The sequence below is a fragment of the Kitasatospora sp. NPDC087315 genome, from assembly GCF_044744345.1.
GTDB lineage: Bacteria > Actinomycetota > Actinomycetes > Streptomycetales > Streptomycetaceae > Kitasatospora.
Map to the genome: position 1 here is coordinate 130,056 of NZ_JBIUYD010000009.1, position 12,966 is coordinate 143,021.

9 protein-coding genes and 1 tRNA gene are annotated in these 12,966 nt (G+C 73.6%); 2 read left to right on the forward strand and 8 right to left on the reverse strand.

Translation table 11 applies throughout. The annotated features are described in order from the left end of the window. Nucleotides 1–117 precede the first annotated feature (117 nt). Nucleotides 118–1,947, reverse strand: coding sequence for a bifunctional metallophosphatase/5'-nucleotidase (locus tag ACIO5D_RS15045; RefSeq protein WP_400795347.1), 1,830 nt, complete (start codon nt 1,945–1,947; stop codon nt 118–120). 292 nt (nt 1,948–2,239) lie between these two features. Further along, nucleotides 2,240–2,959: a LuxR C-terminal-related transcriptional regulator gene (locus tag ACIO5D_RS15050; RefSeq protein ID WP_400762683.1), complete on the reverse strand. Its 720-nt coding sequence runs from the start codon at nt 2,957–2,959 to the stop codon at nt 2,240–2,242. Nucleotides 2,960–3,533: 574 nt separating this feature from the next. On the opposite strand from ACIO5D_RS15050, the gene ACIO5D_RS15055 reads away from it, so the two are divergent. After that, nucleotides 3,534–6,527: an AAA family ATPase gene (locus ACIO5D_RS15055; RefSeq protein WP_400795349.1), complete on the forward strand. Its 2,994-nt coding sequence runs from the start codon at nt 3,534–3,536 to the stop codon at nt 6,525–6,527. Between the two features lie 66 nt (nt 6,528–6,593). On the opposite strand, the gene ACIO5D_RS15060 is transcribed toward ACIO5D_RS15055, so the two are convergent. The 4 genes from ACIO5D_RS15060 to ACIO5D_RS15075 form a co-directional block, all read right to left on the reverse strand. Then, a complete protein-coding gene (locus ACIO5D_RS15060; RefSeq protein WP_400795352.1) occupies nt 6,594–7,022 on the reverse strand; it encodes a phage tail protein in 429 nt (142 codons plus the stop codon). A 410-nt stretch (nt 7,023–7,432) separates the two neighbouring features. Continuing rightward, nucleotides 7,433–7,999, reverse strand: coding sequence for a hypothetical protein (locus tag ACIO5D_RS15065; RefSeq protein ID WP_400795355.1), 567 nt, complete (start codon nt 7,997–7,999; stop codon nt 7,433–7,435). Next, the gene (locus tag ACIO5D_RS15070; RefSeq protein ID WP_363607371.1) at nt 7,986–9,641 is read right to left on the reverse strand and encodes a VWA domain-containing protein; all 1,656 of its coding nucleotides are present in this window, start codon (nt 9,639–9,641) and stop codon (nt 7,986–7,988) included. Before ACIO5D_RS15070 ends, ACIO5D_RS15065 begins: the two co-directional genes overlap by 14 nt. A gap of 14 nt (nt 9,642–9,655) precedes the next feature. Further along, entirely contained in the window at nt 9,656–10,744 is a 1,089-nt protein-coding gene (locus ACIO5D_RS15075) for a hypothetical protein (protein WP_400795359.1), read from the reverse strand. 279 nt (nt 10,745–11,023) lie between these two features. On the opposite strand from ACIO5D_RS15075, the gene pyk reads away from it, so the two are divergent. Continuing rightward, nucleotides 11,024–12,454 carry a pyruvate kinase gene (gene pyk, locus ACIO5D_RS15080; protein WP_363607373.1) on the forward strand — a complete coding sequence of 477 codons (1,431 nt, stop codon included), beginning with the start codon at nt 11,024–11,026 and terminating at the stop codon, nt 12,452–12,454. A gap of 54 nt (nt 12,455–12,508) precedes the next feature. On the opposite strand, the gene ACIO5D_RS15085 is transcribed toward pyk, so the two are convergent. Next, on the reverse strand, nt 12,509–12,751 hold the full coding sequence (locus tag ACIO5D_RS15085) for a hypothetical protein (protein ID WP_400656711.1): 243 nt from the start codon (nt 12,749–12,751) through the stop codon (nt 12,509–12,511). Between the two features lie 63 nt (nt 12,752–12,814). Further along, a tRNA-Leu gene (locus ACIO5D_RS15090) sits at nt 12,815–12,887 on the reverse strand. Nucleotides 12,888–12,966 lie beyond the last annotated feature (79 nt).

A 12,966-nucleotide genomic window follows, 5' to 3' on the forward strand; every position in this document is an offset into this window, starting at 1 on the left:
CGCCGGGCCCGCGCACGGGGTGAGCGCCGTTCCGGTGGCGGGTGAGGGCCGGGGTGGCGTGGAAACCGGGCAGCCCCGGGCCGTGCGGCCCGGGGCTGCCCGTCGGAACGGCTGGACTCAGAACACCGGCCGGCCGGCGCGGACCAGGCGCCAGGACTCGGTGGCGAAGTCGGCCGGGTCGATGACACCCTTGGCCTTGACCCAGGCGATCATCGCGTTGCGGATCTCGTCCGAGTTCGCCCAGATCTTCTGCGCGGCCGCGACGTGCGGGAAGTTGCCGCCGCCGTTGGCCCGGTAGTTGTTGACCGCGAGCACGAACTGGGCGGTCGGGTCGATCGGCTTGCCCTCGAAGGAGAGGTTGACGATCCGCGAGCCGATCGGCTGGGCGATGTCGATGTCGTAGCTCAGGCCGTACACCGAGTCGTAGTTGTAGTCCGGGGTGTTCTGCGCGTTGGTGAGGGTGGCCTTGTCGACCGGCGCGCCCGGGGCGAGCTGGTTGTAGTACCGGGCTGAGAACTCCAGGTAGTCCTTGAGCTGGGCGCCCGTCAGGACACGGGCCTCCAGGGTGTTCTCGTAGATGTAGAGGCCGGCCGCGTCGCGCAGCTTGACCTGGCCGGCCGGGATGACCGCGGTGCGGTTGAACGGCGCGGCCTGGGCCAGTACCGGCAGCTTGGCGTACTGGCCGCCGGCCAGCGCGGCCTTCACCACGTCGGCCTGGACCCGGCCGATCAGGTCGATGATCGGGACGTCCTTGAACGGGGCCTCGGCGATCGACAGCTCGGTCTTCGCGGTGCCGATGACCTGGTTGACGTACTCGACCACCTTCTTGTGCTGGTCGGTCATCAGGTCGACGATCTCCGGGTCCTCCGGGACGGTGTTGGAGTTCAGCACCCGGGAGGAGAGCGAGGCGACCTTCCAGGCGCCGTTGTCGAGCTCCATCTCGAAGTCGAAGCAGGTCAGCCGCTGGCCCCAGCAGAGCGGCTCGGAGAGCACGACGGTCCTGCCGGTCTCCTTGTTGACGACCAGCCGCTGCGCGATCTCCTTGTGCGCGTGGCCGACCAGCACCGCGTCGATGCCCGCGACCTGCTCGGCCAGGGCGACCGAGGCGTTCTCGGCCCAGGGCAGCTGGTCGCCGTACGAGGTCGCCTCGTCCATGCCCGAGTGGCAGGCCACCACGACGACGTCCGCGCCGGCCGCCTTCAGCTTGGGGACCCAGATCCGGGCGGTCTCCACGATGCCGGGGAAGGTCATCTTGCCGGAGACGTTCGCCTTGTCCCAGATCGCGATGCCCGGGTTGGTCAGGCCCAGGATGCCGACCTTGACGGCCGGGCCGCCGCTCAGCTTGATCTTGCGGATCACGTACGGCGGGAAGGCCGGCTTGTCGTTCTTGGCGTGCAGCGCGTTGGCGCCCAGCAGCGGGAAGTCCAGCTGCTCCTCGTAGGCGCGCAGGGTGTCGATGCCGTAGTTGAACTCGTGGTTGCCGAGCGCGGCGGCGGTGTACTCCATGGTGTTCATGGCGAGCGCCATCGGGTGCTCGGGCGCGGTGTCGGCGTCGGTGGCGATCGGGTCGACCCGGGCGTAGTAGTACGTCAGCTGGGTGCCCTGGATGGTGTCGCCGGCGTCGATCAGCAGGGTGCGGTCCCAGCCCTTCTCCTCGCGGACCTGCTTGGCCAGCGTGGAGATCTTGGCGAGGCCGACCTCGTTGTGCGCCTTGTCGGCGTAGACCGCGTCGGTGAAGTAGTCCCAGTTGAGCACCCGGCCGTGCAGGTCGGTGGTGCCCATGACGGTGAAGGCCTGCTTCTTGGGGCTCTTGCCCTTGGCGCGGGCGTCGTCCGGCCCGGCGGCCGCGGCGGGGGAGGCGGCGGCGAGGCCGGCGCTGCCGGCCAGGGCGGCGCCGGCGGCGGTGGCGGCGGACCGGGTGACGAAGTCACGGCGGTTCAGGGGCATGGACGACTCTCCCGGGTGGGACTGCGAATGGACCGTCAACTGGTGGGTGTGACGCAGCGACGCGCGTAGAAGGACGCGCGTAGAAGTGTGCCGCGCGACCTGCCGGATTGATAGCCCCCCGACGTTTCCGGCAAGTGAGATCTTGGCGACTCGTTCGTGACGCCGAGACGGGCGGGCGCGGGGTGTCCCGGGGCAGGGACGGCGGCACCCGCCGGCCCGTGGGGAGGGCGCGGCGGGGCGATGGGGGAGTGGGGGCGGACGGGGCCGTACCGGGCGTCGGCGGTCCGGCGGCCTAGATGTAGCCCTCGCGCAGGGCGTGGGCCACGGCGTGCGCCCGGTTGCGCAGGTGGAGACGGGTGGTCAGACCGTGCAGCACGTTCTTGACCGTGCGTTCGGAGTACGACAGCTTCGCCGCGATCTCCGCGGTGTCCCACCCCTCGGCGACCAGGCGCAGGACGTCGGACTCGCGTTCGGACAGGCCCGGCGGGGTGTAGCCGGGCAGCTTCTGGACGCTGCGCTGCAGCCGCCCCATCTGGGCGATCAGCCGGCCGAGCAGGTCGGCCGGCAGGTCGCCGTCGCCGCGCGCCGCGGCGAGCACCGCCTGGCCCAGCCGGGCGGCGGTCGCCTCGCGGCGCCAGAGGATCGCCGCGACCCCGCACTCCACGGCGTCCAGCAGCTCCCCCTCGCGCATCCGCTCGACCACCAGGACGACCCGCTGGTCGCCGCGGACCAGGCGGCGCAGACTGGCGGTGGTGGTGGCGTCGACGGCCTCCGCGATCACCACGGTGACCGCGCCGGGAGTGCCGGCCGTCTCCTGTTCGGCCAGTTCCAGGCCGGGACACTGGCGCAGCTGGGCCTCGGCGCCGGCCCGCGAGATCGGATCGGCGGCGTGGACCGCGACACTGGTCCGGGCGCCGGTGCCGGCGCCGGCGCGCGGGGGTGCGGTGTGCGCGGTGGCGTGCTGGGCGGGTGCGGGGCGCTGCGGCGGGACGACGCGTGCCGTCTCGCGCAGTGGAGCCGGTGCGAGTGGTTTGCCGGACGCGGCCGGCCCGGCGGCGGTGCGCCGGGTGGTACCGCGCGGGTCGTGTCCGGTGTGCAGGACAGTCAATCTGGCCCCCTCCTGGAGAGTCGGGCCCGCCACCGGGGTGGTCGGGCCTCCGCACTGGGGGGCGTGGCATGTATCCGACAGGTGGTGGGCCGTGCGGCGGTATGTGGCCGGGCTCGATGGTCGCCCGGTCAGGACCCCATGCTCCCCGCCCCAGGCGCCCCCCGGCCATCGTGGTGCCCCACGAGATCGGGCCGCCGCCGACCGCGGGACGGGCGCCGCGGCGGCGGCGTCGCGCCGGACGGACCGGGCCGACCCGCCCCGGTGCCGGAACGGACGGCCGCGCTCCGGGCCCCGGCGGGGGAGGGAGAGCCAACGGATCCGCCGCCGCCGACCGGGCGACGCTCGCGAGCGGCCGGGATGCGACGAGAATCACACCCGTAACCGACACATTGACGAACCGTCAAGCCGCTTCCCGGCGTCTTAGCGATAAGTGCCCGATCGGTCACCCCAGGCGCGGGCCCGGGGGAAGGAACAGCAGATGAGTACCGTCAGCACGCGCGGGCGGCAGCCCGGTCGGTCCGCGCCCGCGACCCGTCAACTTGTCGAACGCCAAGCACGGTTGCAGCTGATCGCCGACCTCGCCGAACGCGCCAGGGCCGGCACCGGCAGCGTCCTGCGGCTCACCGGCGCCGCCGGCACCGGCCGCAGCGCCCTGCTCGGCGAGGCCGCCCGCCAGGAGGCCGCCCGCGGCAGCACCGTCCTGTGGGCCCGCTGCTCGGCCGACGAGTCGGCCACCGCCCACGCCGCCGCCCGCCAGCTGTTCGAGACCGGCCCCCACCCCTACCGGGCGCAGACCGCCCCGGCGGCGGCCTCCCGGGGGCCGGACACCGAGGCCGCCCTCTGGTCGCTGCTGCGCCTGCACACCGCGCACAGCCCGCTGCTGCTGGCGATCGACGACATCCAGTTCGCCGACGAGCCCTCCCGGCGCTGGCTGCTCCAGGTCAGCCGGCGGATCGACCGCCTGCCCGTCCTGCTGCTGGTCACCGAACGCCGACAGCGCGGCCTCGGCGCGGTGCCCGCGCGGTTCGGCCACGGCCTGTCCCCCGAACTGGCCGAGACCTGCCGGCTCGAACCGCTCGGCACACCCGCCGCCGTCCGGCTGGCCGGCCACCGGCTCGGGCCCGCCGCACCCCCCGGACTCGCCGCCGACTGCGTCCGCGCCACCGGCGGCAACCCCCTGCTGCTCGGCGCCCTGCTCGACGACCTCGGCGAGCACCCCGGCGGACCCGGCCTCCCGGCGCTGCCCGCCAGCTGCGCCGGACTGCCCGGCGGAGCCTTCCCCGAGGCCGTCGAAGAGTGGCTGCGCGGCGGCGGCGACCGGGCCGTCACCGCCGCCCGGGCCCTCGCCCGGCTCCAGGAACACCCCGCCGCCCAGGCCCCGCGGCAACCGGTGACCGGCCACTGCGACCCCGCGTCGATGCTCGCCGAACTCGCCGGCACCGACCCCGAGCAGATCACCGGCTGGCTGGCCGAACTCACCGCCCAGGGACTGCTGGACACCCCCGGGCCCGGCCACTGGCCCCGGTTCGCGCACCCGCTCCTCGCCCACGCCGTCCTCGCCGGCAGCGGCCCCGACCACCGCGCCACGGTCCACCTCGCCGCCGCCGACTTCCTCCACCGCAACGGCGAACCCGACGAACTCGTCGCCGGGCACCTGCTGTTCACCCTGGCCCCGGCCCCCCGCTGGGCCGTCGACGCCCTGCGCCGCGCCGCCCGCTCGGCCGCGCGGGCCGACCGCCCCGCAGAGGCCGTCGCCCTGCTGCGCCGCGTCCTCGCCGAGCCGCTGGGCGAGCGCCGGCGCGGCCTCGTCCTCACCGAACTCGGTCGGCTGGAAGTCACCCTGGGCCGGGCCGAGCGCACCGCGGGCGTGCGGCACCTCGCCGAGGCCGTCCACCTCCAGCAGTCCGACGAGGGGGTCTTCCACACCGCCAACACGCTCGGGGCCGCGCTGGCCGCCCGCGGCGACACCCCCGCCGCGCTGGAGGTGATGGAGGAGCTGGCCGAGCGCTTCGCGGGCCACGAGGACCTGGTCCACGCCGTCCAGGGCGCCGCCGCGCTGATCGCCGCGCACGACGGCCAGAGCTGGCTCCAGGTGGTTGAGGGCCTGCGCCGGATCGCCGTCCGCTCCCCGCACCGCCTCGCCCCGCCCGCGTACGCGCTGCTCACCGAGTTCGACTCGACCAGCGGCGTGCTCTCCGCCGCCGAGGTGGCCGAGCGCGTCCGGGAGCTGGCCGACTGCCGGCTCGACCCGCTCGGCCGCTCGTACGTCCTGGTCTCCGCCGCCACCCTGGCCCAGTGGGCGGACCTGCTCCCCGAGGCGGAACGGCTGGTGGAGCGCGGCATGGCCGCCTACCCGTCGTCCTCCCTGGAGCCCGGCTACCAGTGCCTGCTGAGCGTCCACGCCGAACTGCTGGTGATGCGCGGCGAATACCAGGCCCTGCTGGACGAGTTCGCGCTCACCGCCCCCGTCCCGCCGGCGGGGCAGGGCGGCGGGGGCGGTCACCCGGGCGGCAACGCGGGCGGCCGCGCGGGAGGTCTCGCGGGTGGCCGCGCGGACGGCGAGCCGTCCTGGTGGCACGGCGACCCGGCGGACACCGGGCCGGCCCCCGTCCGCTGCGCCGGGCTGTTCGGCAAGGAGAACGCCCACCTGGTCGCGCAGGCCGTCATCGCCCTCACCGAGACCGGGCGGCTCTGGCAGGCCCACGGGCTCGCCCGCGCCGTCGGCGAGGACCGGGTGCGCGGCTCCTGGGAGTGGAACGAGTTCCTGTACGCCCGCGGCCTGCTCCACCTCGCCTCCGGCGCCCCGGCCGACGCGCTCGCCGACCTCCTGGAGTGCGGGCGCCGACAGGACGAGCGGCAGGTCTGGAGCCCGATCGTCACCCCCTGGCGCTCCGCCGCCGCCGACTGCCACACGCTGCTCGGCGAGCCCGGCCCGGCCGTCGCCCTCGCCGAGGAGGAGCTGCGGCTCGCCCGGGTCTGGGGCACCCCGCGCACCGTCGGCCGGGCCCTGCGCGCCCTCGCCGCCGCCACCGGCGGCCGGCACGGGCTGGACCTCGCCGCCGAGTCGGTCGGACTCCTGCGCGGCGCCGAGGTGGAGACCGAGCTGATCCCCGCGCTGATCACCCACGGGCGGCTGCTCGGCGAGAGCGGCCGGCGCGGCGCCGCCCGCCGGACCCTCCGGGAGGCCGCCGGCCGGGCCGAACGGCTCGGCGCCCAGCGGCTGCGAGGGGTCGCGCTGGAGTTCCTGCGGGCCTCCGGCGCCCGGATCGCCCGGGGCGGGCAGGCCGGCACGGAGGCGCTCACCGACAGCGAGCTGCGGATCTGCCGACTGGCCGCGGCCGGGCACTCCAACGCGGAGATCGCCGGGATCCTGCATGTGGCGGTGCGCACGGTGGAGACGCATCTGACGAACAGCTTCCGCAAGCTGGGGGTGCGGCGGCGGGCCGAACTGGCCGGGGCCCTGGAGGGGTGAGCGGGCCGGGCGGTCGGCGGGCCGACGGGCGGCGGGCCCGGTGGTCGGCAGCCGGGGCCGACGGGCTCAGAGGAAGCCGTGGTGGGCCAGCTCGATGCTCTCGGTCGCGACCCCGGAGCGCCCCGGCTCGAAGGACGGGCCCGTCCAGCGGACCAGCACCGCCTCGCGCAGCGCCCACGTCGCCAGTACCGGCCCGGTGGCCAGGGCCGGCGTCAGCGCGGTGATCTGCGCCATTCCCCTGGTCACCCTGGTCGACAGGGTGGCCAGGAACCTCGCCACCTTGGCCGTGTCCGGCGTCAGCCCGCGCGACAGCGTCACATTCGGGTACGTGATCCGGGCCGGCTGCTGCCAGACGAAGGATTCGTTGCCGTCCTCCTGACGCTGCTCGACCTCCACCTGGGCGCCGAGGCCGCTGCAGGTGGAGAAGTCGCCCAGATCGATGCCGCCGATCTGCAGCTGGAAATGGACGGCGGTACCGGAGTGGGGGAGGGTCACGGGCGGGCTCTCTCGGAGACAGGGGCGTGCGTCTTCGTCAGCGGCCGCGGCCCGCGCGCTCCGGGCCGAGCCGCTGCCGGGCAACAGCCTCCCCGCTGCCCCCCGCCCGCCGCCAGGGACCTCCGGACGCCGTCGTGGGGGGGGGGGGGGGGGCGGGGCGGGGGGCCCCCCCCGCCCCCCCCCCCCCCCCCCCCCCCCCCGCCCCCCCCCCCCCCCCCCCCCCCCCCCCCCCCCCCCCACGGCCCCGGAGCCCAGGGCCGGCCGGGCTGACCCCCCCCGCCCCCGCCCCGCCCCGGCCCGCGGGCGTCTTCAGCCTCTCGGGTGGGGGCTTGGTGGGGGGGCCCCAGCAGCCCCCCCCCCGCACGACCCACGACGGGCCGGCACAGCCAGGCACCGGCCCGGCCGACGGCTCAGCCGGCCAGCCCGGACGTCATCCGCTCGATCTCGCGGTCCAGCTCCGCCCCCGGATCGGGAGCGCCCGGCGTCCAGCGCTGCCAGGTCCGGGCCCGGAGGTAGCCGTCCACCGCCACCGGCAGCCGGTACCGGACGATCCGCTCCGCCTCCGGCCCCGGCGCCGCGGCCCGCAACTGCTCCAGCAGCTCGGGGAGCTTCGCCGAGTCCGGCAGCGGCACCCCGCGCAGCACCTCGGCCAGCGCGTCCACCTCCGCCGCCAGCGCGGGCACGGAGGACGGCGGGACGACCCGCTCCAGGGGACCGGGACCGGCCGACTCCTCGACCCCGCCCCGGCCCGCACCCCGGCCCGCGTCCAGGCCCTCGGCACGGCGGCCCCCCGGCGTCAGCAGCGCGCCCGCGCCGTACAGCGCGACCACCACCCCCGGCCACCACGAACCGCCCAGCCCGGCGAAGTGCAGCCCCAGCCCGCCCGCACCGGCCGCGCAGCCGACCAGATTGCGGGTGGACTCCAGATACCCCAGCACCCGCCGGCCGCCCGAACCGCCACCGCTACTGGTAGCCACGGATCTCCTCGAACGCCCCGTCCAGCGAACCCGTGCCGTCGAACAGCTTGCCGCCGGTCTGATCCGCGATCCCCTGCAACTGGCTCTTCGCCGCGTCCCCGAACAGGATCGGGAACACCGGCACCGCCTTCTGCGCCGAGGACAGCTCCTGATGGAACTTCCTGAAGTCGCCGTCCGTGGCGCCCTCGTTGCTCTCCCCGTCCGTCATCAGCACGATCGACGTGAACCGGTCGTCCGCGGCCGCCGCCTGCTGCCGCTCGATCACCCGGTACGCCTCCTCCAGCGAGCTGTAGACCGCCGTCCCGCCGTCCGCCGACAGCGCCTGCACATCCGCGTTGATCGCCGCCAGCTCGGCCTGCGGGCCCGGCTGGGTACCCGTCGCCGGCACCGCGTGCGTCTTCGCGTACTTCACCTTGGACGCGAACGAGATCAGCGTGACCTCCTCCCGGTCCCGGAACCGCCGCACCGACCGGGTGTCGTCCGCCCCCGTCAGCCGCCCCAGCGCCGCCTTCAGCGCGGCCAGCCGGTCACCCGCCATCGAACCCGAGGTGTCCAGCACGTACACCGTCCGGGACGGGCGGCGCAGCTCGTTCTGGTACGAGGCCAACAGCCCGTCCGCGACCACCTTGCTGCCCGGGAACGGCAGTTCACGCCGCCGGTCCGAGGGCAGCGACGGCGCCGCCGCCGCACCCGGCGTCACCGGACGGCGCAGCGTCAGCTCCGAGATCCGGCGCTGCACGTCCTCCTTCAGCAGATACGAGGTGAGCCGCTTGAACGAATCCCGCTCACCCTGCGCGGCCGAACCCAGCAACGACAGCGGATAGTCCGCCGACACCACCCCGTCCAGCGGCCGCACCACCGTCAACTGCTGCTCCGGGGCGAGCGACTTGTTCAACGACAGCAGCACCGACTCGTAGTTGACCAGCGCCCCGACCCGGCCCGGCTCCGCCCGGCCGTACGCCTGCGCCAGCCAGCCCGAGGACCCGGAGGTGAGCTTCTGCCCGGTGAAGAACTGCTTCAGCGAAGGCGTCGCCTTCCGCACATCCGCCTCGGTGAGCGCGGAGCCGGCGCCCGAGAACGCCGACGCCACCGCCACCAGCGCCGAGAAACCCGAGTTCGAACGGGACGGATCGGCCATCCCGTACGACAGCTTGCCCGCCGAGGCCGCGTCCCCGAGCTGCGCCCAGGTGACCTTCGAACCGTCGCCCCAGCCCAACTCGCCCAGCACCGAGGCGCGCACGCCCACCGCCACCGGCGAGGCCATCACCGGGGTCTCGGAGAGCAGCTTGGACCTCCCGCCGTCGTCGAGCCGCAGATAGTGGTTGGACGGGAACCAGACCGCGTCGTACTTGCCGTCCGCCCGGCCGGAGGAGACGGTGTCCGCACCGTCCAGCGAACCGGTCCAGGAGAACTGGACGGTCACCCCGGTGGCCTTCCGCGCCTCCTCCAGCACCGGTGCCATGTCCTGGAGTTCACTGCCGGCCAGGATCCGCAGCACCCCCGCCTTCGCGGTCGGCGCGGGCGGGTCGCTCGGCCGGGGGCTCGGCGGGCCGTCCCCGCCGGACGTGCACGCCGTCACCAGCAGCAGCGTCAGCCCCGCCGCGAGCAGTTGCCCGGAACCCTTCCAACCCCTGTGCTTCATCAGGCTCTTCACCCTCACTTCCCCTTGGCCGCGTCGGTCAGCATGGTCAGCACCTCGGACGACGGCACCGGGGCCTGCTTCAGCTTCGCCGCCGCGAGATCGGGGGCGAAGGTCGGGTTCGTCCTGCCCTTCACCGCCGTGGCGAACGCGGCCGGGTCGGCCTGCGGACGGAAGCCGTACCGGGCCTCCAGCTCACGCAGCCGGGCGTTGTCGCGCAGCAGGTTGGCCAGCTTCCGCCCGCCCTCGGTGCGCCCGACGATGGTGTGGTCGGAGGAGACGGTGGTGTCCGGGTACAGCACCACCATGTCGCCCGTCGGCGTCCCCTTCACGGCCAGCTCGGCCGCCTGGGACTCGTAGGCGAGCACCAGCGGGTTGCCGAAGCCGGAGACGAAGTCCTTGAACGGCTCGTCACTGCTGCTCTTCTGGTCGCCCTGCATGCTGGTCACCGTGCGCAGCACGTCCTTGGTGGCGGCCACCCCGGCCGGGTCCGACACCACCTGGTGGTTGTTCTGAAGGTAGGAGAGGACCGCGAGGTACAGCGCCCCCGAGGAGGACGAGGCGGGGTCGGTGGTGGTCAGGTAGACGGACCCGGAGAGCTCCGGATGCGCGTCCGCCCCCTTCAGCTCCTGCCACTTGCGCCCGGCCTTGACCGCGTCGAGATAGGCGTCCATCTTGAACGTCCACACCCTGGTGGCCGGGTCCATGCTGGCCAGCCCGTTCTGCGCCAGGACCTCCGCCACCGGCCCGTGGGCCAGGATCACCAGGGGTGAGTAGAACGGGCGCACCGGCGCGTCCTTGATCGTCAGCTGGTTCCGGAGTGCCTCGGCCGCCGAGATGCTGGCCGGGAAGGCGAAGTCCATCGTGTTGAGCTTGACCTCTCCCATCAGCCATGAACCGGTGGTCTCGGTGTTCACCTTGAGGCCCTGCTTGGCCAACTCGGCGATCACGTCGGGATCCTGGAAGAAGGCACGCTTCTCCGACCCGATCACGCCGGTGACCGTGACGGCCCCGTCGGCCGGGTCGGAGTCGGACGGCTTCAGCAGCGCATACGCCACCCCGCCGAGCAGCAGCAGTGCCGCGAGCACCCCGAATGCACGCTTCATACCGAACGTTTCCCCCTCGTCCGATCCGTCGCCCGGGTGTCCACCCGGGTGACGAGCGTCCCGCCGGGCCGCGAGCGGCGGTCGAAGTCACGATGAACCGGAGGTGAACACCCCTTCACGGAATCGCATCGACGGAGGGTTCGCCGGCCGTGACGCCACCCCGGGTCGCACACCGGTCCGAGGATGTGTCAGATTGTTCAACTCACCTTCCGGCAAAGGTCATCCCGCTGACCGGACGAACGTCGTTGTTACGCGCGGGTAATGCCTACCCTCAGCAGTATGCGCCGAGCAAAAATCGTCTGTACTCTCGGGCCCGCCACCGACTCGTACGACCAGATCAAGTCCCTGGTCGACGCCGGGATGGACATCGCCCGATTCAATCTGAGCCACGGCTCCCACGCTGAGCACGAGGAGCGGTACCACCGGGTCCGCAAGGCCGCCGACGAGACGGGCCGCAGTGTCGGCGTGCTCGTCGACCTTCAAGGCCCGAAGATCCGGCTCGACACCTTCGCGGACGGGCCCGTACTTCTCGAACGCGGCGACGAGTTCACCATCTCCACCGACAACGGCGTCGTGGGGGACAAGGACATCTGCGGCACCACCTATCCGGGCCTCGCCGCGGACGTGTCGCGCGGTGAGCGGATCCTCGTCGACGACGGCCGGGTCACCCTGGAGGTCACCCACGTCGACGGGCCGCGCGTCCACTGCATCGTCATCGAGGGCGGCCTGGTCTCCGACCACAAGGGCCTCAACCTCCCCGGCGTCGCCGTCTCCGTACCCGCGCTCAGCGACAAGGACGTCGCCGACCTGCGCTGGGGCCTGCGGGCCGGTGCCGACCTGATCGCGCTCTCCTTCGTCCGCAGCGGCCGCGACATCGAGGACGTCCACCGGGTGATGGCGGAGGAGGGGCGCTTCGTCCCGGTCATCGCCAAGGTGGAGAAGCCGCAGGCGGTCGAGAACCTGGAATCCATCGTGGACGCCTTCGACGGCATCATGGTGGCCCGCGGCGACCTGGGCGTGGAGATGCCCCTCGAACAGGTCCCGATGGTTCAGAAACGCGCCGTCAAGCTGGCCCGGCGCAACGCCAAGCCGGTCATCGTCGCCACCCAGATGCTCGACTCGATGATCAACACCTCCCGCCCCACCCGGGCCGAGGCCTCCGACGTCGCCAACGCCGTCCTCGACGGCACCGACGCGGTGATGCTCTCGGGTGAGACCTCGGTCGGCAAGTTCCCGGTCGAGACGGTCAAGACCATGGGCCGGATCATCGAGGCCGCCGAACAGGACGTCCTCGCCGTCGGCCTCCCCCCGCTCACCGCGGGCAGCAAGCCCCGCACCCAGGGCGGCGCGGTGGCCCGCGCGGCGGCCGAGATCGGCGACTTCCTGGGCGCCAAGTACCTCGTCGCCTTCACCCAGTCCGGCGACACCGCCCGCCGTCTCACCCGCTACCGCTCGCCCATCCCCGTCCTCGCCTTCACCTACGAACCCGCCGTCCGCAGCCAACTCGCCCTCACCTGGGGCGTGGAGACCTTCCTCGGCCCGTTCGCCCCCACCACCGACGAGATGGTCGAGCAGGTCGACGCGGCCCTCCTCTCCCTGGGCCGCTGCCAGAAGGGCGACATCGTCGTCATCACGGCCGGCTCCCCGCCCGGCCTCACCGGCTCCACCAACCTCGTCCGCGTCCACCACGTGGGGACGCTGGACACCTGACCGCCCCTGACGCCGGCGCGGCCTCCCTCCCCCGGGGGCGGGGCCGCGCCCCCGTCAGTACTTGGGCCCGATGCGGGCGTCCATGAGGGCGACGCAGGGCTTGCGGGCGACGGAGACGTTGACGGCGCCACAGGGACGGGCGACGGCCTTCCACCGCACGCCGACGGCGGTGATCGCCCGTGAGCATTTCTCGATGAGCCCGGGCCGCGCGTCGCCGCAGGCGATGCGGAGGGCGTGGACGTGGCGGCGGCCTTGAGTTGCCGCGCTCGACGATAAAAGAGACGTGCGAATCTTCATTCGAAATGATGAAGATCGCCAACCGTCAGGCCGCCCTGGGCCGCCTTTGAATTAAAGGAAAAGTACCCCGAGTGGGATTCGAACCCACGCTGGATGGTGTTTGAGACCATTGCCTCTTCCGCTGGGCTACCGGGGCGCCCACAGATTCGAAGGTTGCCCCCGACCCTGCTTGAGTTCAAACATACCGTGTCTAGGTACCCTCGTGCATGCAGTAC